The organism is Chitinophaga sp. 01L420, from assembly GCF_056399985.1.
The window spans coordinates 44255-67894 of record NZ_JBFTSK010000013.1; the positions used below are offsets into that span (position 1 = coordinate 44255).

22 protein-coding genes are annotated in these 23640 nt (G+C 44.4%); 15 read left to right on the forward strand and 7 right to left on the reverse strand.

Features of this window, described 5'->3' with window-relative positions:
* Nucleotides 1–86 precede the first annotated feature (86 nt).
* Nucleotides 87–791, reverse strand: a complete 705-nt coding sequence (locus AC1DP6_RS14325; protein ID WP_477021544.1) for an ABC transporter ATP-binding protein — start codon at nucleotides 789–791, stop codon at nucleotides 87–89.
* 5 nt (nucleotides 792–796) lie between these two features.
* Nucleotides 797–1087 carry an Asp-tRNA(Asn)/Glu-tRNA(Gln) amidotransferase subunit GatC gene (gene gatC / locus AC1DP6_RS14330; RefSeq protein WP_133808721.1) on the reverse strand — a complete coding sequence of 97 codons (291 nt, stop codon included), beginning with the start codon at nucleotides 1085–1087 and terminating at the stop codon, nucleotides 797–799.
* Between the two features lie 202 nt (nucleotides 1088–1289).
* Between gatC and trpS the strand changes: the two genes are divergently transcribed.
* The 10 genes from trpS (at nucleotide 1290) to AC1DP6_RS14380 (ending at nucleotide 14981) form a co-directional block, all read left to right on the forward strand.
* The gene (trpS, locus tag AC1DP6_RS14335; RefSeq protein ID WP_477055435.1) at nucleotides 1290–2300 is read left to right on the forward strand and encodes a tryptophan--tRNA ligase; all 1011 of its coding nucleotides are present in this window, start codon (nucleotides 1290–1292) and stop codon (nucleotides 2298–2300) included.
* Between the two features lie 46 nt (nucleotides 2301–2346).
* Nucleotides 2347–2982 (forward strand): deoxynucleoside kinase, encoded by a 636-nt coding sequence (locus tag AC1DP6_RS14340; protein WP_133808723.1) that lies wholly within the window; start codon nucleotides 2347–2349, stop codon nucleotides 2980–2982.
* 314 nt (nucleotides 2983–3296) lie between these two features.
* On the forward strand, nucleotides 3297–4091 hold the full coding sequence (locus AC1DP6_RS14345) for a hypothetical protein (protein ID WP_477055436.1): 795 nt from the start codon (nucleotides 3297–3299) through the stop codon (nucleotides 4089–4091).
* Nucleotides 4058–6130, forward strand: coding sequence for a ComEA family DNA-binding protein (locus AC1DP6_RS14350; protein WP_477055437.1), 2073 nt, complete (start codon nucleotides 4058–4060; stop codon nucleotides 6128–6130). The genes AC1DP6_RS14345 and AC1DP6_RS14350 overlap by 34 nt, the downstream gene beginning before the upstream one ends.
* 704 nt (nucleotides 6131–6834) lie before the next feature.
* Nucleotides 6835–7029: a hypothetical protein gene (locus AC1DP6_RS14355; protein ID WP_477055438.1), complete on the forward strand. Its 195-nt coding sequence runs from the start codon at nucleotides 6835–6837 to the stop codon at nucleotides 7027–7029.
* A gap of 172 nt (nucleotides 7030–7201) precedes the next feature.
* A complete protein-coding gene (locus tag AC1DP6_RS14360) occupies nucleotides 7202–10522 on the forward strand; it encodes a SusC/RagA family TonB-linked outer membrane protein (RefSeq protein ID WP_477055439.1) in 3321 nt (1106 codons plus the stop codon).
* Nucleotides 10523–10565: 43 nt separating this feature from the next.
* A complete protein-coding gene (locus AC1DP6_RS14365) occupies nucleotides 10566–12035 on the forward strand; it encodes a SusD/RagB family nutrient-binding outer membrane lipoprotein (RefSeq protein WP_477055440.1) in 1470 nt (489 codons plus the stop codon).
* Nucleotides 12036–12182: 147 nt separating this feature from the next.
* A complete protein-coding gene (locus AC1DP6_RS14370; RefSeq protein ID WP_133808729.1) occupies nucleotides 12183–12494 on the forward strand; it encodes a DUF3467 domain-containing protein in 312 nt (103 codons plus the stop codon).
* A gap of 10 nt (nucleotides 12495–12504) precedes the next feature.
* On the forward strand, nucleotides 12505–13578 hold the full coding sequence (locus AC1DP6_RS14375; RefSeq protein ID WP_477055441.1) for an Ldh family oxidoreductase: 1074 nt from the start codon (nucleotides 12505–12507) through the stop codon (nucleotides 13576–13578).
* Between the two features lie 80 nt (nucleotides 13579–13658).
* The gene (locus AC1DP6_RS14380; protein ID WP_477021552.1) at nucleotides 13659–14981 is read left to right on the forward strand and encodes an aspartate kinase; all 1323 of its coding nucleotides are present in this window, start codon (nucleotides 13659–13661) and stop codon (nucleotides 14979–14981) included.
* 71 nt (nucleotides 14982–15052) lie between these two features.
* Here AC1DP6_RS14380 and AC1DP6_RS14385 read toward each other — a convergent pair whose 3' ends face one another.
* The 4 genes from AC1DP6_RS14385 to dinB form a co-directional block, all read right to left on the reverse strand.
* Nucleotides 15053–15511, reverse strand: a complete 459-nt coding sequence (locus AC1DP6_RS14385) for an RES family NAD+ phosphorylase (protein WP_477055442.1) — start codon at nucleotides 15509–15511, stop codon at nucleotides 15053–15055.
* Nucleotides 15512–15529: 18 nt separating this feature from the next.
* Complete coding sequence (gene parS / locus AC1DP6_RS14390) at nucleotides 15530–15982, reverse strand: type II RES/Xre toxin-antitoxin system antitoxin (RefSeq protein WP_477055443.1); 453 nt, start codon at nucleotides 15980–15982, stop codon at nucleotides 15530–15532.
* A gap of 42 nt (nucleotides 15983–16024) precedes the next feature.
* Nucleotides 16025–18982, reverse strand: a complete 2958-nt coding sequence (locus AC1DP6_RS14395; protein ID WP_477055444.1) for a DNA polymerase III subunit alpha — start codon at nucleotides 18980–18982, stop codon at nucleotides 16025–16027.
* 89 nt (nucleotides 18983–19071) lie between these two features.
* The gene (gene dinB, locus AC1DP6_RS14400) at nucleotides 19072–20286 is read right to left on the reverse strand and encodes a DNA polymerase IV (protein WP_477021554.1); all 1215 of its coding nucleotides are present in this window, start codon (nucleotides 20284–20286) and stop codon (nucleotides 19072–19074) included.
* Nucleotides 20287–20300: 14 nt separating this feature from the next.
* Between dinB and AC1DP6_RS14405 the strand changes: the two genes are divergently transcribed.
* Nucleotides 20301–20426, forward strand: a complete 126-nt coding sequence (locus tag AC1DP6_RS14405) for a hypothetical protein (RefSeq protein WP_441572531.1) — start codon at nucleotides 20301–20303, stop codon at nucleotides 20424–20426.
* 177 nt (nucleotides 20427–20603) lie between these two features.
* Entirely contained in the window at nucleotides 20604–21275 is a 672-nt protein-coding gene (locus AC1DP6_RS14410; RefSeq protein ID WP_477055445.1) for an SdpI family protein, read from the forward strand.
* Nucleotides 21276–21374: 99 nt separating this feature from the next.
* Here the strand turns inward: AC1DP6_RS14410 and AC1DP6_RS14415 are convergent, their stop codons facing one another.
* On the reverse strand, nucleotides 21375–21821 hold the full coding sequence (locus tag AC1DP6_RS14415) for a hypothetical protein (RefSeq protein ID WP_477055446.1): 447 nt from the start codon (nucleotides 21819–21821) through the stop codon (nucleotides 21375–21377).
* A gap of 109 nt (nucleotides 21822–21930) precedes the next feature.
* On the opposite strand from AC1DP6_RS14415, the gene AC1DP6_RS14420 reads away from it, so the two are divergent.
* The 3 genes from AC1DP6_RS14420 (at nucleotide 21931) to rpsU (ending at nucleotide 23577) form a co-directional block, all read left to right on the forward strand.
* Nucleotides 21931–22683: an XRE family transcriptional regulator gene (locus tag AC1DP6_RS14420; protein WP_441572528.1), complete on the forward strand. Its 753-nt coding sequence runs from the start codon at nucleotides 21931–21933 to the stop codon at nucleotides 22681–22683.
* A gap of 298 nt (nucleotides 22684–22981) precedes the next feature.
* Nucleotides 22982–23308 (forward strand): cupin domain-containing protein, encoded by a 327-nt coding sequence (locus tag AC1DP6_RS14425; protein ID WP_477055447.1) that lies wholly within the window; start codon nucleotides 22982–22984, stop codon nucleotides 23306–23308.
* Between the two features lie 71 nt (nucleotides 23309–23379).
* Nucleotides 23380–23577, forward strand: a complete 198-nt coding sequence (rpsU, locus tag AC1DP6_RS14430) for a 30S ribosomal protein S21 (protein ID WP_079470678.1) — start codon at nucleotides 23380–23382, stop codon at nucleotides 23575–23577.
* Nucleotides 23578–23640: the final 63 nt, after the last annotated feature.

Below are 23640 nucleotides of genomic sequence, written 5' to 3' on the forward strand. Positions count from 1 at the left end.
GAATTACGGAGTTGTGAGTAGATATTTAGCGAAGAATGATTCGCTGTTATCTACTCACAACTCCGTAATTTATAATTCGTAATTCTTTAATGTACTGCGACTTTCTGATTCACCCGGTCGGATTCAATGACGCCATCGCGTAAGCGGATCACGCGTCTGGCATGATCGGCAATATCTTCTTCATGGGTTACCAGTACCACCGTGTTACCGGAGGCATGTATGGCGCCAAAGATCTCCATGATTTCCACGGATGTTTTGGAGTCCAGGTTACCGGTAGGTTCATCTGCCAGGATCAGGGAGGGGTTGTTTACCAGGGCGCGGGCAATGGCCACACGTTGGCACTGTCCACCGGAAAGTTCGTTGGGCTTATGTTTGTAGCGGTCACCCAATCCTACTTTTTCCAGCATGGTGATGGCTCTTTCTGTTCTTTCTTTTTTGTTGATACCGGCGTAGATCAGTGGGATGGCCACATTTTCCAGGGCGGTTAGCCGTGGCATCAGGTTAAACTGCTGAAAAACGAAGCCTATTTCCTTGCCACGTACGGTAGCGAGGTCGTTGTCTTCCATTTTGCTTACATCGTGTCCGCTGAGGATATATCTACCGGCAGTAGGTGTATCGAGGCATCCCAGGATATTCATCAGGGTAGATTTACCGGATCCGGAGGGGCCCATCAGTGCTACATATTCATTTTTAAAAATGTCTAGTGTTACACCTTTGAGTACCGGGAGTTCATTTTTTCCGAGAAAATAGCTTTTCCTGATATCTTCCAGGTGGATGACGGACTTTTGCATGTGGGTTATTTCTTTATAATTTTCGGCACTTTAAAGTATTCCTCGGTAGCTGATGGCGCGTTCTGCAGGGCTTCTTCACGTGTAATACCTGGAATAACCCTGTCTTCACGGAAAACATTATAATCATCTGTAAGATGAAGTAATGGTTTCACGTTAGTCGTATCCAGTTCATTGAGCTTCTCCACGAAGGTGATCATCCGTTGCAGTTCTCCGCGTATCTCCACCTTTTCCTGGTCGTTAAATTCCAGTCTGGCCAGATCCGCCAGTTGTTGCACCAGTGCGTCGTTCACTTCCATAATCAAATTAAATCAAAAGATAATGAAATATAAATGGTAAATATGATAGTGTCCCAAAATTAGGGATAAACGGCCAGAAAAAGCGGAAAGCTTAAAGCAGAAAGCTATGGTGGTCGATAAACAGGGCGGATGGGCATCCGCTTAAATAGCTTTTTGCTTTCTGCTTTAAGCTTTCCGCTTTTTGATTAAATTGCGCCCTGTTATGGCTACTGAAAAAGAAATTGTGGTAAGCGGCATACGCCCCACCGGTTATTTGCATTTAGGCAATTATTTTGGCGCAATCCGTAATTATATCCGGATGCAGGAAGATTTTAACTGCTACTTTTTTGTGGCAGACTGGCATTCGCTGACTACTCATCCGGATCCTAAGGATCTGCCGGGCAATGTAATGCGGGTACTGGCCGAGAATATTGCATCCGGACTGGATCCTGAAAAGGTATCCCTGTACGTACAGAGCGATATTCCTGAGATTTCAGAACTATATCTGCTGATGAATATGCTGGCCTATGTGGGTGAGCTGGAAAAGGTGCCTACTTTCAAAGATAAGGTGCGATTGCAGCCACAGAACGTGAATGCAGGGCTGCTGACTTACCCTGTGCTCATGAGTGTGGATATATTAATTCAGCGTGCAGTAAAAGTGCCGGTGGGTAAAGATCAGGGACAACACCTGGAGATGGCCCGCAACTTTGCGCAGCGCTTTAATCACCGCTATGGAGATCTGTTCCCGGAACCGGAAGCATTCAACTATGGAGATGGCCTGGTGCGTATCCCAAGTCTGGATGGAGAAGGCAAGATGAGTAAGAGTGAAAATGAAATGGCTACTTTGTACCTGGCAGATGAAGATGAAAAGATCATAAAGAAGATCATGAAGGCCAAAACTGACAGTGGTTCAGGTGTACCGGGTGCGCCGATTCCCGAATCAGTACAAAACCTGCTGGATCTGATGAAGCTGGTGACCACAACACCGGATGCCGTATCTTTTTACGAAGAAGCGTGGAGGACCAATGGTAACATCCGTTTTGGTGATATGAAGAAGCAGCTGGGAGAAGATATGGTGAAATTTATTTCCCCTATCCGTGAGAGAGCGAAAGAATTACAGCGGGATACGGATTATTTGAAGAAGATTATGAAAGCCGGTGCAGAGAAGGCAAGAGCGAATGCGGCACAAACTTTGCAACAGGCGAAAAAACTTATTGGTATAAATTATTATTGAAAAAGTCGCGAACTGTAGCTATTTTCAATATTACACCTATCATCGCATGGCAAAACAGAATAAGATTAAGCATATAGCTATCGCCGGAAATATCGGTGCCGGTAAAACTACACTCACAGAAATGCTGTGCAGACATTACAAATGGCACCCGCAGTATGAGGATGTAGAGCACAATCCATATTTGAATGATTTTTATGAAGACATGCCCCGCTGGTCTTTTAACCTGCAGGTATATTTTCTGAACGGCAGATTAAAACAACTGCTGGAAGTGCAGAACGGAAAAGAAACGGTGATCCAGGATCGTACCATCTACGAAGATGCGCACATTTTTGCGCCTAACCTGTATGAAATGGGCCTGATGACCAAACGTGATTTCGATAATTATTTCAACTTTTTTGAAACGCTGAAAAGCATGGTGAAACCACCAGACCTGCTGATCTATCTGCAGGCATCTGTACCTACCCTGGTAGCACAGATTCAGAAGAGGGGAAGAGAATATGAAGAGAATATCCGTTTGGACTATCTGAAACGCCTGAACGAATATTATAACAACTGGATTGAGAAATATAAAGAAGGTCCATTGCTGATTATAGATATCGATAAAAATAAATTTCCGGAAAGCGATGAAGATCTGGGAGAAATTATCTCTAAGATTGATTCACAGTTATACGGATTGTTTTAATCAGCGCGGAGTTTATCCTGGTTCAGGATGATACTGATGTTGATGATTTTATTTTTTTGATTTCGGAAGATATAAAAGCTTAGCGGCGGCAGGTAAGAAAAATTCTTATCGGTTGCCGCTAAGCTTTTTTAATACCATAAAGTAAAATCATCAACATCAGTATCATCCTGAACCAAGACAAAAATTCGCGTGTTTATGTTTCATTAACACTTACCCATAAAACGATTCCTACATTTGTTACCGATGATAGCATTTTGTTGACCCAAACTACCGTAGCTATCAGACGGATTTTTATTGTTAAACCCAACTCCCGGATGAAACAGTTTATGTTGACCCTTATATCCACGTGGTGGATGTCATTGTTGTCGGCGCAACCCTTGCTGATGCCTATAGGAAAAAATACCGGCATTGGCAGCTACAGCCGTCATTTTCAGAATGTAATTGCCGCGTGGACTAATCCTGCCAGTTTATCCTGTTTGCCGGAATTTAGCGCCGGTATTTATTCAGAAAACAGATTCCTGTTGAAAGCAGCTTCTTTGTATGCGGTGATGATCGCTATTCCGGTACCTGCAGGCGCATTTGGTGGTAGTATTGCCCGCTTAGGCAACAGTGCCTGGCATCAGCAACAGCTTAGTGTTGCATATGGCCGTAGCCTGGGACGCAAGGTGGGGATAGGTGTACAGTTTAATTATGAAACGACTGCCGCACTGGGAGCGGGTACGGCCAGTTCGTTTAGCTTTGACGGGGGTATACTGTGGCATTGCAGTGAAAAGCTGCATGCAGGATTGCAAATACGTAAGTCGGCCAATGAACCGGTAATGTATAGTGGCGGCGCCGGTTTTGAGGCATCCCCTGATTTTTTATTAACCGCCGGCGTGATTAGTATGGGCGCAGTTACCAGTATGAAAGCGGTCGCGTATTACCGGATTGTGCGTGCCTTTGCATTGGAAATTGGTATGGCGTCAAGTCCTGCCTATAACAATGCAGCCGTCATATTTTATCTGCGCTCACTACGCATAGATATTGCAGCCGGATTTCATCCGCAGTTAGGTATCACTCCTTCAACCTCACTGATATGGCAGCCCTCCACAGCACCTGCTACAGAATAATTTGTTGCGGATTACTTCTATGCCTGTGCAGAGAAACGAGCGCCCGTCAACAGGAAGAAACGATGCCGGTAGTGATGGAAAATAACCTGGAGAAAGAAGCGGCAGGCACCGAAAGTGTATCGGAAGATGATGCGCAATGGCAGCAGCTGAATGCACTGAGCAGGCATAAAATTCAGCTAAACACGGCGGATGAAGCGACACTGCAATCTATTGGATTGCTGACACCTTTGCAGATCAGTAACTTTTTGCAATACCGTTTACTGTTGGGCGACTTGTTGAGTATCTATGAACTGCAGGCAGTGCCAGGTTTTGAGCCGGAAGTGATCCGGCGTATCCTGCCTTATGTAATGGTAGGTAACGATCTGTCGTCGCATTATACTTTACGTGATTACCTGCATAAGGGCGATCATACGTTTTTGTTACGTTATGCGCGGCCACTGGAAAAAGCGAAGGGATACCTGCATACCGATAGTACACTGCCTGCTTACAGGGGAAGTCCGGATAAATTGTTTATGCGTTATCGTTATAGCTTCCCACGCTATATCAGCTGGGGTGTGGTCATGGAGAAAGATGCGGGTGAAGCACTTTTTAAAGGAGGACAACAACAGGGATTTGATTTTTACAGTGCTCATCTTTTTATCAGGAACTTCCGGAAGATAAAAGCACTGGCATTGGGTGATTATACCGTTAATCTCGGGCAAGGGCTGCTGAACTGGCAATCGCAGGCCTATGGAAAAGGGGCGTCAGTAATGCAGGTAAAGCGGGAGGGAGAAGTGCTGCGGCCGTATACTTCTCCCGGGGAATTTTATTTTTTCAGAGGTGCTGCTATCACGCTGCAGCAACAGCATTGGGAAGTAACTGCTTTTGCTTCCTGGCGTAAACAGGATGGCAGCACAGATACGTTAATGGATGAGGTGATCGCTGCAAGTGTAATCAGCAGCGGGTATCATCGTACTGTTGGTGAAATTGCCAAACGGGGCCTGGTGCAACTATGGAGTGCCGGAGGTAATATCCGGTATACCACTCCCCGTTGGCAGCTGGGAGGAAATGTGATCCGTCATCATTTTTCTCCGGCTTTGCAAAAGGCCATTGCACCATACAATCAATTTGATTTTAACGGTCGTCAGTTGTCGGCAGGCAGTGTGGACTATGCAGCGAGCTGGAAGAATGTTCACCTGTTTGGTGAAGTGGCAGCAAGTGATAATGGTAAACTGGCGATTGTACAGGGCCTGCTCACCAGTGTAGCGCCATCTGTGGATATTTCGCTGGTGTACCGTTACTATGATAAGGCTTACCAATCGCTGTTTGCCAAAGGGTTTGGCGATGGCTATCGCACCGCTAATGAAAATGGTATGTACATGGCGGTAACGGTTAAAATTAATGCACGTTGTAAACTCGATGCCTATGCGGATTTTTTTCGCTTCCCCTGGCTGAAGTACCGTATCAATGCACCTTCTGATGGCAACGATTTTTTTGTGCAGGGGAGTTATACACCCAATAAAAAAATGACGCTGTTGCTCAGGTATAATTACCGGCAGTCCAGTGAAAATACACTGCTCCCGGATAATCCGCTCAAAGTACCTGAGTTGATAACGGCTACGCACCTACGCTTTCAATGGAACTGGCAAATGAACAAACAGCTGAGCACCAAAGCAAGACTGGAATACAGCAGCTCTCAATCGGCTGCGGGCGCACAGCAGGGGTGGATGATTTACCTGGATGCAGGATATCATTTTAGGCGTATACCCTTTACCGTTAGTGGAAGATTATCCCGTTTTCAAACCAGCAGTTACGATTCCCGAATCTATGCTACCGAAAGCAGCGTGTTGTATGAAAATGCTGTATCGCAGCTCTATGGCCAGGGATGGCAGTATTACCTGAACGTGAAATGGAAAGTAAATCGACGACTTTCCGGTTGGGGACGTTTTCATCAGACTATCTATCCGGGGACAGATCAAACAGGCAGTGGCAATGATATCATCAAAGGAAATAAGAAAACCACGTTTCAATTTCAACTGCAGTATGTAATCAGCAGGTGATTTTTTATTTATGTAACCACTTACACTGATTATCAGTTTATTATATGTCCTTTTTTCCTTGTTGTTAAAATAATGTTAAGTGGATGTAGGACAGCATTCTTTTTTTTTCTATCTTGTGTATGTCAACCGAAATCTAAATCATACTTGCTTAATGAGTGAATACTTTCTTCAGGAAGATCAGCTTGTGATAGCCAGGAAACACGCACTAGTTTCAATTATGGTTGACTACAATGAGCAACAAAATCAGCAACTGCTACCTTAGCCCGGAATTAGCCAGACACAATTAGCACATTTCAATAGCCCATGGTCCTGTAATAATATCTGGTTGCCAACAACCAGATATAAATAATCAGTTGTAGCCTTTGAAGGCTGGCTGATTTGATACCCAAACGGAATCGATATTTATACAACCAAAATCTGAACTGATTATGAAAAAAGGTACTTCTCCTTTTACATAGCTGTGATGCCGTAGCCATTTACGGCACTTGATTCCGTATTTCCCGCCCATTGCGGGAATAGGATAGTTTATTGCAATCATGGATCGTACAAATTTGTACGGTACGGAAGATTTATGTCTACACTTTCGCCGGGTGCATGAGAAAACGTCAAATGATATTTGGCGTAATGGCATGCTATTGCCCAATAGTGAAGCAGTTATACGACACAATTTTTTATTTCTTTTTCAACCAAAATTTGAATCTTCTATGAAAAAGGTTTTATTCCTTTTTGCCATGCTTATGGCAATTGTAAGTCTGGCCTACTCGCAGCAGCGGGAGGTTACAGTCACTAGTGATGGCCACCTGATTCGGTTTGCCGCTGTCGGGGTTAAAGGTATCCATACAGGTACCACGGTGCTGCCCAGCCGGGCATATCAATTGAGTGTATCCGATACTTTTTAAAAGAAATATGGATTCATGATATTCAACCAGATCGAACCATACTGAAGGACATAGCGAACATCAGGTATTCAACCAAAATCGAATAACTGTTAACGCCGGCTGGTAATAGCGCTCCGCTTCCCATGTCCGCTCTGGACAATCCAAATTAAAACTAAAACAAAACAATTCGTTTATGAGAAAACCATTCTTATTAACAACGATGTTGCTGCTACTATGTATAGCAACTGCCATCGGGCAAGCAAAACTTATCACAGGGAAAGTCACCGAAACCAACGGAGATGGTGTGCCAGGTGCTACCATCCAATTTAAAGGACACTCAAAGGGTACCGTTTCGGACCTGAATGGTGCCTTTAAACTGGAAGTTCCGAATGGCCAGGTGCTGGTTATTTCTGCCATGGGCTACGAAACGAGAGAGGTTACTGTGAGTGGTAGTACACTGAACGTCAGCCTGGTGAAAACGGAGAAAACCATCAATGAGGTGGTGGTAACTGCATTGGGCATTAGGAGAGAGAAGAAAGCGCTGGGATATGCAGTACAGGAAGTAAAAGGGGCAGAACTTACGCAAACGAATGAAAACAATATTTTAAATTCATTGTCAGGCAGAGCAGCTGGTGTACAGATCACTAACAACGGTGGTGCTGTAGGGTCCAGTACCAGCATCGTGTTACGCGGTTACAACTCTTTCGGTAACAACCAACCGCTGATCGTAGTGGATGGTATTCCGATCAATAACCCGAACACAACGTTAGTGCCGGGTACCATAAGAAACACTTCTACAGATCAACCCACCGCAGTAGATTATGGTAATGGTATCCAGGATATTGATCCGGAAAACGTAGCCTCTATTTCCATCCTGAAAGGCGCTAATGCTGCCGCTTTGTATGGCTACAGGGCAGGAAACGGTGTGATCCTGATTACTACCAAGTCCGGAAAATCTGCCTTCAAAGGTATCGGGTTATCCTACACCGGCGGGATTTCATTCGAAAAACAATACATCCTGCCAGGGTACCAGAATAAATACGGACAGGGATCTACCAGCAGTGAATACTGGTACAATCAGTACAAAAGTCAAACACCAACTAACCCGCTGTCTTACCAGGACTGGGCATTGCAGAACGGATTTGCTTATGTAGATGGAGCAGGAGGGGGAGTAAATGATGGCGCAGATGAAAGCTGGGGACCAAGGCTCGATATAGGACTGAAATTGCCTCAGTACAACAGCCCACTGGATGCCAGTGGTAACAGAACTCCTACTGACTGGGTCTCACATCCTGACAACGTGAAAGATTTTTTCACGACTGGATTTACGCTCAATAACAGTGTGGCAATGACTTCGAATACCAACAGGGGCAGCACGAGGCTTTCACTTGGCCACCAGCGTCAGATGGGCAGTATTCCCAATACGGACCAAACAAGGTATGTTGCCATGCTGAATACTTCACAGAACCTGACCGACAAGTTGAAAGTTGAGGCAATGGCCAACTACATACAAACGCTCAACGAAAATATTGTAGGACAGGGATATAACGAATTCAACCCATTACAGTCAATAGGTAGCTGGTTCGGACGCCAGGTAGACATGAAAGACCTTAAAGATAACTGGTCTAAGTTTATTCCTAATCCCCTGTACCCCGCCGGAGGCGTTCCATACAACTGGAATTTGAACTACCATGATAATCCTTATCTGAGTATGTATAAGAATCAGAATGGACGTACTAAAAATCGTGTGATCGGTTACGCGAGTATTTCATATGATTTCCACAAATGGTTTAACCTGATGGGCCGTATCGGTACCGACTGGTATTCTGAAAACAGGAAACAGATAACAAGCTCTCTCACCACCGCTAATTTTACAACCGGTCAGGGTGGACAGTTTACGGATTGGAGTATTTACCAGAATGAGTTTAATGCGGACCTGATAGCAACTGGTGGAGGAAAACTGGGTCATGATTTCTCCCTGTCCTATACTGCTGGTGGAAACTACCGTGATACGAAATATAAGAGTACTTCAGTTATCGCAAACGATCTGACTGTGCCAGACTTTTTTACGATTGGTAACGCAAAAGGGGGAACGATTAATGCCATGCGTATTTCACAGCTCCGCTCCAATAGCGTATTTGCACAGGCTTCATTGGGATTCCGCAACTGGTTGTACCTGGATGTTACTGGTAGAAATGACTGGAACTCCAGCTTGCCCGCCAGCAACAGAGCTTATTTCTATCCCTCAGCCAGTTTGAGCTGGATTTTCAGCGATGCATTAAACCTGAATAAGTCGTCTGTCTTTACCTTTGGTAAACTCCGCTTAAGCTATGCAGAAGTAGGTAATGGAACAGATCCTTACCAGCTTATCAGGAGTTTTGCACCGGAATCCGGTACATTCCATGGTGTGAGTCTTTATCACGAAGCCTATAGCCTGGCTCCTAAGAACCTGAAACCGGAAAGAGCAAAAAGTACTGAAATTGGTGCTGAGCTGCGCTTCCTGGATAACAGGCTGAATCTGGACGCCACGTATTATAACAAGATAACAAAAGACCAGATCATGCCTGTAGGCATCTCCGCGGCCGCCGGAGCGGATTTCAATTTCATCAATGCCGGCGAGATCCAGAACAAAGGTGTGGAACTGCAATTGAACCTGGGTATCCTGCGTAAGGAGAATGGATTCAATTGGGATATCACTGTTAACTGGGCGAAGAATTCCAGTAAGGTGAATAAACTGTACACCGATCCTACTACTGGCCAGGCACTGAACTGGTTCCAACTGTCCACTGCCTGGGCTGTTACAGTGGGAGCGGTTCCTGGCGAATCTTATGGCGTGATCAGGGGGGCCGACTATGTAACCGATCCCAAATCAGGTGCGGTTGTAGTGAATGCTCAGGGATTGCCAACGTTCGCTAAGGATCAGGTGATTGGTAACATCACACCCGATTGGTTTGGTGGAATCAATAACGCATTTACTTATCGCAATTTCAAACTCAACTTCCTGGTCGATATGAGAAAGGGGGGCGATATATTCAGCGTAACGCAGATGTTCGGTGCTAATACCGGTTCGATGGATTTTACAGCTGATGGTACCCTCCGTGAAACAGGAGTAATATTCGGTAAAGACCTGTTGGCCGACAGAAAAGTAGTAGACGCAAACGGTAATCCCAATACGAAGGTGGTGGCTGCCGACAGGGCCTTTAAATACATTTCTTACGACGGCGCTTCCTCCGGAACCAGGTTCGATATCATAGATGGTACTTTTATAAAACTCCGTACTATCCAATTGGGTTATACACTTCCTGCCAATCTGATAAGCAGGTGGGGATGGTTGAAAGGAGCGGGCGTATCTGTATTTGCGCAGAACGTGGCACTCTTGTATGTTGATAAAAGCAACAAAGCACATATTGACCCGGAAACCGGATTGGGAACGGACCTTACGTCAATCGGCGTGGAAGAATACCAGATTCCTTCAAACAGGAGCATAGGTCTGAAATTAAATCTGAATTTCTAACATAGTAGTGAAGCGGATTGATGATTTAACTAAAATTATTATTATGAAACTGTATAATAGAAGATTTTCGAAATTTATCCTGGCGGGCGCATTGATTTTGATAACTGGCGGAAGTTGCACCAAAAGCTTTGACAGAATAAATGAGAATCCCAATACTCCGGCTAAAGTGCCTGGTAACAATACGCTGGCGTATTCGATTGCTTATTATGGAGAATTCCTTTATGATTTATGGGGAGATATGAATGAACCCGAATGTTTTGGTGGCCACCTGGGTAAGATCCAATATATAGATGAGTCACGTAATGTATACAGGGGAGTAGTGATGGAGAATTTATGGACATATCATTACAGGGTTTTAAATAACCTTCAGATCACCATTAATGATGCTGTAACCAACAATAAAGTGAATGTGCAGGCGGCAGCACTTACTTTTAAGGCCTATGTGGCACAAATAGCCACAGACAGCTGGGGGAACATACCTTACTCCGATGCGCTGAAAGGTAATTCTGGTGTTATTACGCCAAAATATGATGACCAGAAAGCTATTTATGCGTCATTACTGGCGGATCTGAAAACGGCCAATGATCTGTTTGCGAAGAACAGTCCTGATGCGCTGGGGGATGGAGATTTCCTGTTTTCGGGCGACTTAACCAAATGGCGTAAATTCTGCAATTCCGTTCGGTTAAGAGTATCCATCCGTTTAAGCAAGGTGGATCCGGTAACAGCTAAATCCAATATTGAAGAAATTGCCGGGGATCCGGAAAAGTACCCTATCATGACAGACAACGGTGATAATGCGTTCCTGACCTGGCCTGGAGGTAAACCTTACAACGAACCCTGGGCTTCCAATAAATCGGATGATGGCCGCGATGATCATGCTTTAAGCGACACGTTGGTAAATATTCTCAGCCGCTTGAAAGACCCGCGGTTGTCAGTTTATGCCAAACCTGCCAGCGATGGCCAGTTCCGCGGTGTAGGAATTGGCATACCAGATAATGACAGACTGCCTTCCCTTGCGCTGTATTCCAGGATCGGCGCCCGTTTCAGGGACAATAAGCAAGGATTTACGCCGTATATGCGTGTAGCGGAAGTGAAATTCATTCTTGCGGAAGCTGCAGCCAATGGCTGGAACGCAGGTGTTGGTGCGCAGCAAGCCTATGAGGCTGGTATTGACGCCTCTCTCGCAGAGAACCAGATCACCAATGCAGCATATAAAACCAATTCCGGCGTAAAATGGGATGGTGATGTGAAGAAAATATATCTGCAGAAATGGATTGCCCTGTTTAAAGATGGTCATGAAGCGTGGGCGGAAACCAGGAGAACAGATGTCCCCGTATTACCTGCAGCAAAGGGATCTCCTTATCCGGGCCATTCACGTGTATCCTTTCACCTGCCTTATCCCAACAGTGAAACTACATTGAATAGCGCAAATAGCGGCCCTACGGTGGGCCAGGTGAAAGATAACTTCTGGGGCAAGCAAATGTATTGGGACACCAGAACAGGTATAAATTGATGCCTGAAAGACTGATATTGCCTATCCGATATTTAGCGGACAAATTCGATAAAGATGACTAGTAACAGACGCTAATTTGCTGTTTCTAAAAAAAGAGGACTCATTTGAGTCCTCTTTTTCTATTTTTGTACGGCAAAAACGTACAACATGGAAAATCAGGAAGAACAGAATCAGCTTAATATAGAGTTGAATGAAGAAATCGCCGAGGGTCAATATGCGAATCTTGCTATCATTACTCATTCAAACGCCGAATTCGTGGTAGACTTTGTGAATGTGATGCCCGGTCTGCCCAAGGCTAAGGTCAAATCCCGTATAATACTTACCCCGCAGCATGCCAAGCGTTTTATGAAAGCGATGCTGGATAATATCAAAAAATACGAATCTGTACACGGCCCCATCCAGGATCAGGAGCAGGTATCTGTACCTTTGAATTTTGGTGGACCCACCGCTCAGGCTTAATTCGTAGCAGATGGAACATATTTTTTCTTATCATCATTTGAGGGAATTTACCCGCGAGGTATTTATTCACATGGGATGTAGCCTCGAACATGCTGCATTAGCCAGTGAAGTATTGGTATCGGCAGATTTGCGTGGTATAGATTCTCATGGAATAGCCCGTTTATCGGGCTATGTTCGTTTATGGGAGGCAAAGCGGATCAATGCACGTCCTGATATTCGCATTGTGCATGAAACACCCAGCACCGCCGTTATTGATGGGGATGCTGGTTTAGGACTGGTGGTAGCGCCTTTTGCCATGGAAATAGCCATGCAGAAAGCAGCAGCAGTAGGTACCGGTTGGGTAAGCGTGAAAAATTCGAATCATTTTGGTATTGCCGGCTATCATGCTATGATGGCTCTGGAAAGGGATATGATAGGCATGGCCATGACCAATGCCAGTCCGCTGGTAGCACCTACTTTCTCTACAGAGCGAATGTTGGGTACCAACCCTATCGCTGTAGCCATTCCGGCTAAGGAGCAACCAGCTTTCGTGGCTGATTTTGCTACTACCACTGCAGCCAATGGTAAACTGGAGATCCTGCAACGCAAAAATGAAGAAGCACCTTACGGCTGGATACAGGATAAAGAAGGTAACCCCAGCAAAAATCCTCACGAACTTAAGGATGGTGGGGCTTTGTTGCCACTGGGTGGTGATCGCGAACATGGAAGTCATAAGGGGTATTGTTTGGGAGCAATAGTTGATATATTTTCGGCGGTTCTTTCAGGAGCTAATTATGGTCCATGGGCGCCTCCATTTGTGAGTTTTTTGCCATTGGCGCCTGATCCCGTAGGAGAGGGACTGGGACATTTCTTCGGGGCTATGCGTGTAGATGCTTTCAGGCCGGCAGAAGAATTTAAGTTGAATATGGATACCTGGATCAATCGCTTCAGAGCTGCTGAACCGGTAGCAGGGAAAAAAGTGTTGATACCCGGAGATCCGGAAAGAGAAATGCAGCACGAAAGACTGGAAAAGGGAATTCCCGTAATAGCCCCTGTGGTAAAGGATATGAAGGAAGTAGCTGCAAAGTTTAATTTGAATTTTTAAATCATAATCGTTCATAAAAAAACACCAGAAATAAAGCCCATGCTGGATTTCAGGTAGCTAAAGCAAAACAAAACATTCAGATGAAAGTGTTAAAATTTGGTGGAACCTCCGTGGGAAAACCAGAGCGTATGCAGTCGGTATCGCAACTGATCACAGCAGATAATGATCAGAAAATTGTGGTCCTGTCGGCACTGTCAGGCACCACAAATTCCCTTGTGGAAATTAGTCAGTCACTGTCAGGAGGTAAGAAGGAACAGGCGAAGCAGCAGATAGATAAGCTGGAGAACCACTACCGTACCTTTTGCGATGAACTGGTGAAGCAGGAAGCCGGCCGCGCAAATGCCAAGGCGATTGTTGATGAACACTTCGAATTTCTGAACATCATCCTGAAGATATCCTTTAATGAAGCGCTGAATAAAGATATTCTTGCACAAGGTGAATTATTATCTACCCGCCTGTTCTGTGTATATCTCGAAGAAGCCGGTATCCCTGCAGTACTGTTGCCTGCACTGGATTTCATGAGTATTGATGAATTTGAAGAACCGGAAATTCCAAAAATAAAAATTAAACTGGCTAACCTGATCAGCCAGCATAAAGGTCAAACGGTATTTATTACCCAGGGATATATTTGTCGCAATGCACGTGGAGAGGTGGATAACCTGAAACGTGGTGGCAGTGACTATTCTGCATCCCTGATTGGTGCTGCTATCCAGGCAGATGAAGTGCAGATATGGACAGACATTGATGGTATGCACAACAATGATCCGCGTGTGGTGAAAAAAACTTTCCCCATTGAGCAGCTCTCTTTTGATGAGGCGGCGGAACTGGCTTACTTCGGTGCCAAAATCCTCCATCCGGCTTCTATCTGGCCTGCACAACATTTCAATATCCCGGTGAAATTGCTCAATACCATGCAACCGGAAGCCAAAGGCACTATCATCACTGAAATGCCTAATGGTAATGGGGTAAAGGCAATTGCAGCGAAAGATGGCATCATTGCTATTAAAATCAAATCCAGCCGCATGCTGCTGGCATATGGTTTCCTTCGCAAAATTTTTGAAATATTCGAAAAATACCGCACTCCAATTGATATGATCACTACTTCCGAAGTAGCGGTGTCTGTCACGATCGATAACGAGCAATACCTGGATCAGATCCTGAAAGAACTGCAACCATTCGGTACTGTAGAACTGGATTATCATCAAACCATCGTATCTATTGTTGGTAACGAAGTAGCGGCTACTCCTTCTATTATCACCAAATTATTTGATGCCATTGAAGAAATTCCTTTGCGCATGATCTCTTATGGTGGCAGCAGGCACAATATTTCTATCCTGATCAATGGTCAGTTTAAAGAGAAAACATTGCAGGTGCTGAATAAAGGGCTATTTGGTCTGGAATAGACAACGGATATGAACGTATAAAAGAAATGCCACGGATATTTTCCGTGGCATTTCTTTTATACGTTTGAAAATTATTTTTTCAGCCGTTGGTCAAAGACAAATGGCTGTGTATTGACGATTGTAATACTCTCCGCGTCCGGATGAAGGGGATTAATCAGGTAATTATATTCATCTGCTATTACAACAGAGGGAATCCTCAGTACCGCATATTTAGCGGTATCTGCCCATTCATCACCAATGCCCTGCAGCTCTGGATCCGGGCCAAGTGACTGCCAGCCTGAAGGCAGGTCATGTTTGGTCAACACCTTAATGGTGAGGTTATCCGGGATGTTGATAGTAGCAATACAGAAATCCTGTACTATATTTTTCAAAGGAATATGCACGAGCACTTCCAATGCGGATAATGCTCTGCTGCCAGCGGTGTACACAATGGAATGCCCTGGACTGTTCCAGCGTCCTCCGTACAGACGCGCACCTGTTCCACTCAGATCATTGATGTAAGCGCACTTACTGATCCTGTATACTTCCATGTTGATTGATTCGTTGATTTATGCAAAGATGCCATGCTCAATGCGCCCCAGCTCATCTTGTATCAGCTGAAACCCAAAAGTGGTATCTAAAAGCGAAATAGGGGTTTGATAGTTGAAGGCAGGTAAAGATGTTCTCATCCATTCCTTGAAATTTTCAAGCTGACCGAACACTTCGGTCCCGCGTTGATAGAGCTGAGAGAGCAAAATAGCACGCTCAGAGGTATCGGCAGACAATTTTGCATCGTCTGCATAGCGCTGTAGTGTTCTTTCTGAAACATGTACTACCTGCGCCAGTTCTGATAAAGAAAAAGAAAGCTGTCTGCTTAAATTCAATAATGCTAGTTTAATAATTCCACTACGGGAAAGTTGTATAAAATCAAAATAGCCGCTACCGGCAATGAAAGCCGCCCCAGGTGCTTCTACAATCAGTAATGCATTTTCCTGCACGCGGTATCCTTTTACGTGTTTCATAATACCCGACATTTGTCGCAAAAATACAACATTTTGTCGGTTTTATGCTTTTTTATCTTCAAAATACCCAATCTTCCTCATCTTATTGATTTCCAATGTTATTACATCATGTTCTTTCGCCACCTTGCCCTGTAAAACATAAAAACCACCTTTTTGAAAGGGATATTGCCGCAGACTATCAGGGAAATGAACTGTATCCACAAAAGCGCCTTCTTTATCCAGAAAAGTACCAAAACACATGGGCTCTCCTTTATTGCTGCGTAAAAATTTAGTGGTCACCAGGTAGCCCAGAGTTGTAACCGGCAAACCCACATATTTTCCGAACTCACGGGCAGGCATATACGTACTTTGATTGTGTTGCAATACACTGAAAGGCGATTGTAGCGGAAAGCCCAGCAGATCAATCTCATCAAAGGCATCTTCATGCGCATGATACGCCAGGGTAGGGAGTTCACAGTTAACAGTCGTATTTCCAAACAGCGGGAGACTATGGGTATTATTGGTTTCTTTACTTTTTACGAGCATGCTACTTTTCCACAGTAATTCTTTTTTTGTGTAGCCTGTAAAGTTGAAACAGCCAATGCGGATCAGTATTTCCAGTTGCTCCGGCCCTGGTGAAATGCGGTTGGTAAAGTCTTCCAGATGTGCAAATGATCCATAGGTTAACCGGTCGGCCAATATTCTTTCTGCCAGTAATTGTTCGAGTCCTTCTACGTGAATCAGCCCCACATATACATCCTGGCCTTTGATATTTGTGGAATAGTCACTGTTATTAATGCAGGGTGGATGCATGGTTACCCCTGTTTTCTGCAGCTCCCGGAAATAAAGTTCCCGGTTATAAAAGCCGCCAAAGTTATTGATGACCGCCACCATGAACTCTGCCGGGAAATAAGTTTTCAGGTACAAACTCTGATAACTTTCTACTGCAAAACTGGCGGAATGGGCTTTGGAAAAAGAGAAGTTGGCGAAACTGGCTATTTGCCGCCATACTTCCTGCGCCACTTGTGGGGAATGGCCACGTGCGGCACAGTTTTCAAAAAATCTATCTTCTATTTGTTTAAAATTATTAGAGTCTCTATACTTTCCTCCCATGGCACGGCGCAGTGTATCCGCATCTGCCAGTTCCAAACCGGCAAATCGATGGGCTACTTTAATTACATCTTCCTGGTACACCATAATACCAAAAGTTTCTTTCAACAGTTCTTCAATCACCGGGTGCAGGTATTCCACTTTATCGGGATTGCGATATCGTTGCACATATTCTTTCATCATGCCTGATTGTGCTACACCGGGGCGGATAATAGAACTCGCTGCTACCAGTGCCAGATAATTATCGCATCGCAGCTTCAGCAGCAGTTGTCGCATGGCAGGAGATTCTATATAAAAACAGCCAATTGTATTTACGGTGGCCAGGTTATTTTTTACACGGGTATCTATCTGGAATGCTTTGACATTATGGATGTCGATATCCACATGTTTGTTTTCCTTTATGATGTCGATGGCATCGCGTATATGCCCAAGTCCGCGCTGGCTGAGGATATCAAACTTATACAGTCCTATGCGTTCTGCCTGCCACATATCCAGTTGGGCCGTTACAAAACCTTTCGGTGGCAGATAGGTAGTGCAGTAATGATGAATAGGTTCATCACTGATCAATATTCCTCCCGCATGAATGCTGAGATGGTTGGGAAATGCAGGTTTTCTATCCATCAGGTCGCAGTAATGCGCTATTTTTTGATGGATGTCATCTGCCTCCAGTTGAACATGAAATCCATTCTCCAGTATTTTATCAATTTCTTTTTTCGGTAGTCCATATACTTTGCCCAGTTCCCGTATAATGGCATTTGTTTGGAAAGTGGTGACGGTGCCAAGTAACGCCGTATAATCTTTTCCATAGGTATCAAAAACATACCGGATGATATGATCACGATCGCGCCACGAAAAATCAATATCAAAATCCGGTGGAGAACTACGGGAAGGATTAAGAAAGCGTTCAAAATACAGGTCCAGTTCTATGGGATCTACATCCGTAATTTTTGAACAATAGGCAATAATGGAATTAGCGCCGCTGCCCCGGCCAACGTAGAAAAATCCTTGTTCCTGTGCATACCGGATGATATCCCAGGTGATCAGGAAATACGATTCGAAATCCATTTGAGCAACAATGGCCAGCTCTTTTTCAATACGGCTAAGCGCTTCTTCATGATCATCGCCATACCGGTAATACATGCCTTCCATGGCCAGTTCCCGCAATTTGGCGCGGTCTCCTTCCACGCTTCCTGTAAAATGTTTTTTGTTGCGGGGAATGTGAGGGGTTATGTCCATTTCCACCCGGCAGGCTTCCATTATTTCCACTGTATTTTGTACAATATGTGGATAGTCTGAAAAATGGTCCACCATTTTTGAAGGATGTATGAACTGTTCTGCCGGATGGCCCGTCATATCGGGTGTTAGTTGTGAAATAAGAATATTCTGATCTACTGCCCGCAGCAGGCGATGTAGTTCAAAATATTCTTCATCCTGGAAGGTTACTGGTTGCAGAATAACCAGTTTATCCCGGATAGATAAGGTATTTGTTCTGAATAATTTATTACGCTCCCAAGGCTTTATGCCGATCAATTCGTGTGCTGCCAGCGTTTCCGGAGCGCGGCTTCCCCAGGCGTAAATAACAAAGGTATGAGGGATAAAAGGTGCCTGGTGAGGAAAAGGAATTTCCTGTTGCAAATGTTCGGACAGAAAATGGTTGATGGCGTACCAGCCTTGCTGGTTACGTGCCAGCAGGATATATTTAAAATCGTTTTCGTTTCTGCATTCCAGCCCCAGTATAGGTTTAATCAAATATTTATTGCAAAGTTCCACGAACTCCCAGGCATCGGAAGTCATGTTGATATTCGTTAGCGCCAGGGTGCGAATGCCCAGTTCATATGCTTTTTCTACCAGCATTTCTGCATGCATAGTGCCATAGCGTAGGCTGAAAAATGTTTTGCAATTGAGATACATAATTGAATCCGGATTTTTTATCGGGAGATATTGAACTTCACCATGCGATATCATCTACACTCCCGAACGACTGTTATCAGCCAGCGATATTAAACTTTGAAATACGGCATGATATCTTTTTTGGGTGCCGGCTGTTTTTTTCGATCAGGTGGTATCACATTGGTACCTTTCATCAGATACTCCCATCCAAAACGATTTTTGATTTGATCAATAGCCTGATAAAGCGCGATCATTTCTTGTTTATCGTCAAATAAACTGATCTGGTAGTTTCCCTGCACCAGGTGGCTGAAACGTACGCCAATAAGGCGTACCAGCAAACGACGGTCATATAGTTTTTTAAACAGTTCCTTTACTTTTTCCAGCAGCACATGATCGGCACAGCAGTAAGGAATTGACATTTGTTTGGTAACGGTTTCAAAATCGGAATAGCGTAGTTTCAGGGTGATGCAGCCGGTAAGCTTATTTTGCTGTCTTAATTCAAATGCTATTTTTTCCGTCATGCGTACTAATTCAGCATGTAGAAATTCCATGTCAATGGTGTCTGCAGGAAAAGTACTTTCTGTAGAAATAGATTTTTGTTCATAAAAAGGCACTACCGGCGATTCATCGATACCATTGGCTTTTTTCCAAAGCGCTATTCCGGTTTTCCCCATCCATGCTTCCAGCAGGGAGATGGGCACTTCACTCAGTGTTTTCACGGTTTCTACGCCACGGCGCCTTAGCTGGGCACCGGTTTCGCGGCCTACCATCGGAATCTTTTCCACCGCCAGCGGTGCCAGAAAACTTTTCTCTTCGCCAAACAGTATTTCCAGTTGACCGTTTGGCTTAGCCTCATCTGTGGCTACTTTGGAGATCAACTTGTTGGAAGCCAGTCCGAATGAAATAGGTAGCCCTGATTCTTTCATGATGGCTTTCCGCAGCTCTGTAGTCCATTTCAGGGAGCCGAAGAATTTATCCATGCCGGAAAGGTCCAGGTAAAATTCATCGATAGATGATTTCTCATATAACGGTGCTTTGCCGGCAATGATCTCCGTGATCTCCCTGGATTTTGCGCTGTACAATTCCATATCCCCACTACGTACAATGGCATGCGGACAAAGCCGCAATGCTGTTTTCATGGGCATAGCAGAATGAATGCCATAGCGTCTGGCCTCATAGCTGCAGGCAGCTACCACGGCACGATCACTGCTGCCGCCTACCAGCAGCGGTTGTCCGCTTAACCGGCTATCCCGTTGGCATTCCACTGACACAAAAAAGCAGTCAAGGTCGAAATGCGCAATGGTACGCTGTTGTAACGTAATCATAATAACGTTGGTTTATGGATAAACAAAGGACGGAACAGCTAGACCGTATAAAAGCGATACGGATGGCGGACCGGGCAAAGGGAGAGGATAGTAAAGCAGCAGGCCTGCCAGCCGGAATCACTTTTATCTGCGACTGCTAAATTACTAAATATTTTAGTAATACTAATAAATTTAGTAAAATATTATTGAGATTTCTCTAAGAATCAATTTTCGTAACTTTAATAAACATAACTGGCATCCAATATGTAATAGATAAGAGAATGGAAATGAAGGAAAAAGGGAGTATGTGAGTGGTTTTACATTTAAACTTATCTCCAATGAAACAGCCGGATTTTACCAAAGAATTGCTTATCCTCGCGTTACTGCTGGTCCCCATGGGCTACCTGGCTATTGTCTGGAATTCGATACCTGCAGTTGTCTCTACTAATTTAAACGCGTCAGGCGTCCAGGAAATAGGATCAAAGAGAGATTTCCTGTTGCTGATGATCTTCCTGTTTTTTACAAATGCCCTCATCTATTTCCTGTTTCGCTATATTCCGGCTGCAGGAGAAAAGCAGATTACACCGTCTGCCATAGAAGTAGAGCACAAAGAATATTATCGCATTCGATTTTTGATTCATTCTTATCAGGCAGTTTTCACCTGTATTATCATTTTCCTGGTGAGTCAGGGAAAATCGTTCATCATGGAACGCTGGGCATTTATAGGAGTGGGATTGCTGATCACCGGCATTGGTTTTTATCTGCGCAATCTGAAGCCCAACAATTATGTAGGTGTAAGAACACCATGGACACTACAAAGTCCTACTGTATGGACAGAAACACATCTGATGGCCAGTAACCTGTGGGTAAGTGCAGGTGTGGTAATCATCATAGCAGGATTCTTCCTGTCGCTGATCACCGGTGTATTTATCATTTTCTTTGTGGCGATTGTACTGGCTGCATTGCCGTATATCTATTCGTTCAGATTGTACAACAAGGACAAAGGTTAATTAGTTATTCAGTGGTCAATCAATAAAAAGAAAATGGCGTCCCCGACAAGGACGCCATTTTGCGTAATAGCTTTTATTATCTGACTGCCGGGGCAGTTATTAAAACCATCCTTTACCGAGTGCTGCACGGAAAGGCCATGGGATAAGTGCTAGTATCACTATGAGTGCGAGACCAAAGAAGATCAGGCCCAGTTTATGTTTTTGTGCATCGGAGGCTGCTTTCTTTATTTTGGATTTACCGATGTGTACGAGAGCAATGGCAATGATGGCCATCGTTTCATGTTCTACGGTAAAAAATCGTAGTACAGGATCTTTCATCGCAGCGCCCATGTCTGATATGCCGGCTTTAGATAAAGGACTTACGAAGAAAAGAATCAGTCCCACCAACAACTGCAGGTCACAGAATATCATGAAGAAAAGTCCTGCTTTACTGTCTGCTGCAATAAATGGTGTTTTGCCTGTAACGCCCTTTAATGAACGGATAACGGCCCAGATCCCAGCGAGTAATAGCGCCCATCTTAAAAACGAGTGTATATAATTTAACATATCGAGTTGGATTTTACCGGGCAAAAATAAGCGAAGCGACCCGAATATATTTGGTAATTCATAAAAATATTTGCTAATTTTGTTAGCAAGGTACTAAATTATTTAGGTTATGTCCGTAGTATGTCAGAATTTGAAATATCTGCGTAAGCAAAAAGCCTGGACGCAGCAAGAGTTTGCCGATAAACTCGGTATTAAGCGATCCCTGCTGGGTGCATATGAGGAAGAGCGAGCTGAACCTCGTACAGAAATCCTGGAACAGGTAAGTGATATGTTCCGGGTATCTATCGACGATCTGCTCCGCCGCGATCTTGGCTCCCAGAAAGACAGTTTCCTGGAAAAGCGTCGTCAGCTGAAGTTGGGCAGTGCCCGTCAGGCAATACAGTTTGTACCGGTAAAAGCAGCTGCCGGTTATCTCGCTGGTTATAACGATGATGAATTTATAGAGGAACTGAATACGTTTACATTACCTATGCTGGGTGCCGGGGATTACCGGGCCTTTGAAATAGCCGGAGACTCTATGTTGCCGGTTACCTCCGGTTCTGTTATCGTTTGCCATAAGGTAGACGGATGGGAAGAAATTAAGAACAATGAAACCTATGTGGTGATTACTTCCCGTGAAGGCATTGTTTTTAAACGTATCCTGAAGAATAACCGCTCCAAATCAAAAATCACCCTGGTATCAGATAATCCACAGTTTGAGCCATATGGAGTGGAAATGGAGGAGGTGCTGGAATTATGGCAGTCTGATGCCGTCATCAGCAAAGCAGGGCAGCAAAGCCGTATGAGTGTGAACCACCTGGCAGATATGGTTAGCCATCTGCAGGATCAGGTGAGTTTGTTAAAGAAGAAGCTGAAAGACTAAAAGAAACTAAGTTTCGGGGATCTCAGGAAAGATAGGCGCGGTGACTCCGGGTGGATCTCTCCTGAGATTCCTGTTTATATAGCACAGCATCATTGTTGCTCCCGACATGCCGTGATCTGTCAGGAAACAGGGGCTGCTGCCGTCAGTCTTCCACCGTTTGCGTTGCTGCTATCAGATTTGGCCATTGGTCAGCCCATACTACTGTCATCTGTCTCCAATGCCAGCGCCTGTCTTCGGCTTAAATTCCCAATTCTTTCTTAATTTCGGGTTATCTCAGCACATGTTAAATAACCAGCGTATGAGATTTCATGTTTCTTTTGCCGAGTCCTTATCACAATTGCAGAAAAGCGAAGATGACTTCGCGGTATTGTTTGAACACGGTTCCATGCGGGGAATTATCTTTGGCCCGGATGAGATAGACGGACAGGAACCTCATGTTCAGGATGAAATCTACCTGGTAATGCGGGGAAGCGGGGAATTTGAAATGGAGGGTAAAGTGATACACATTGGGGTGGGCGATTTCCTGTTTGTGCCCGCCGGGGCTACACATCGCTTCCGGAATTTTACGGCCGACCTGCTGTTATGGGTGATATTTTACGGTCAGGAGGGAGGGGAGACAGAATAATTCTGATAGTCTTTTGTTTTTTCACAAATCTTGTTTTATCTTTGCGTTCCTAAAAATAAGAGGCAAAAATTATGTTGATCATTGATTCTAAAGATTGCGAAAACATAGACAAGGCGCTTAAAAAATATAAAAAGAAGTTTGAGAAAGCTCGCATATTACTGCAGCTGAGAACGCGCCAGTCTTTTACTAAACCATCTGTTAAACGTCGTAACCAGGTGTTAAAAGCCGTTTACAAGCAACAGTTGGCTACCGGTAAATTTGAAGATTAATATTGCATTGGCAATAAGCTGAATGCAACTCAAAATATTTGATGATTGTAAGGTTATTTAATA